The organism is Xanthomonas sp. SHU 308 (assembly GCF_000364645.1).
Classification (GTDB): domain Bacteria; phylum Pseudomonadota; class Gammaproteobacteria; order Xanthomonadales; family Xanthomonadaceae; genus Xanthomonas_A; species Xanthomonas_A sontii.
In genome coordinates, this window is record NZ_AQOK01000082.1 from 1 (window position 1) to 1,188 (window position 1,188).

Here is a 1,188-nt window from a genome sequence, read left to right on the forward strand (position 1 = left end):
CTTTGGCATCATTGGTCTGGAGAACACGCCGAGGACGCCACGATGATCAGCCTGTTTGCCGGCCACGAACGCGAAGCCAAGCGGCAGCAGATCGGCGATCCTCTGGCTCTGCTGTCACGGCATATCGACTTTGCCGGGATTGCTCACGCCGTAGACGCGAAGCTGTCCTTGGGTACTGGCAAGCGCGGTGGCCGTCCGGCTTGGCCGACGCAGGTGATGATCAAGCTGCTGCTGTTGCAGCAGTTGTACAACCTCTCCGACGATGCGCTGGAGTACCAGGTGCTGGATCGGCGCAGCTTCCAGCAATTCCTCGGACTGGAACACAGCGGCAAGGTGCCTGACGCCAAGACAATCTGGGTGTGGCGCGAGCGGCTCAAGACCAAGGATCTGATGGGCGACATCAGCGCGGCGATCGGTGAGCAATTGCAACGTGCCGGGTTCATTGCCCGCGGCGGTCAGATCATCGACGCCAGCATCGTCAGCGCTCCGATCCAGCGCAACACGCGCGAAGAGAACGCGCAGATCAAGCAGGGCGATGACGTCGGCCAGGACTGGAGCGATGCCAAGCGTGCGCAGAAGGATATGCAGGCACGTTGGACCAGGAAGCATGGGGTGGCGTTCTACGGCTACAAGCTGCACGCCAGCACGGACCGTCGCTGTGGCTTCATCCGCCGCTACGACGTGAGCGCGGCCAACGTGCACGACAGCCGTCACTTCGAGCAGGTGCTGGACCCGGACAACACCGGCCGCACGGTATGGGCCGATAGCGGGTATGCCGATGCAGCGCGGGAAGCAGACCTGAAAAGGCGTGGTTACCGCCCCGCGATCCAACATCAAGGGCATGCGCGCAAGCCCTTGAGCGAGGCAGCAAAGCGCCGGAACCGTCGAATTGCCAAGGATCGGGTGTTCGGCGAGCACCCGTTTGCGCGCTTGGCCCAACAAGGCGGCAAGTTCGTACGCTGCATCGGCTTGGCGCGGGCAAAGGTGGTGATCGGGCTGAAGGTCGCCAGCCATAACGTGATGCGGCTGGCACGGCTACAGGAGCGGGCCATGGTGCCAGCGTGATCGGCTGAGGTAGCCCAGCGGCCACCTCAGCCTCCCAACCACCACGATCAGGCGCCGCTCTGGTGCCGTTGCGACAGATGCTACCCCTGGCTCCAGGTCGTGGCAGGTTGTTCGAGGTGCCCT

The 1,188-nt window shown here is 63.6% G+C and carries 1 protein-coding gene; it reads left to right on the plus strand.

What is annotated here, in order from left to right; translation table 11 throughout:
* Positions 1 to 1,065, plus strand: a 1,065-nt coding sequence (locus D588_RS0103680) for an IS5 family transposase (RefSeq protein ID WP_232764215.1), incomplete at its 5' end; no start/stop codon positions are given.
* Positions 1,066 to 1,188 lie beyond the last annotated feature (123 nt).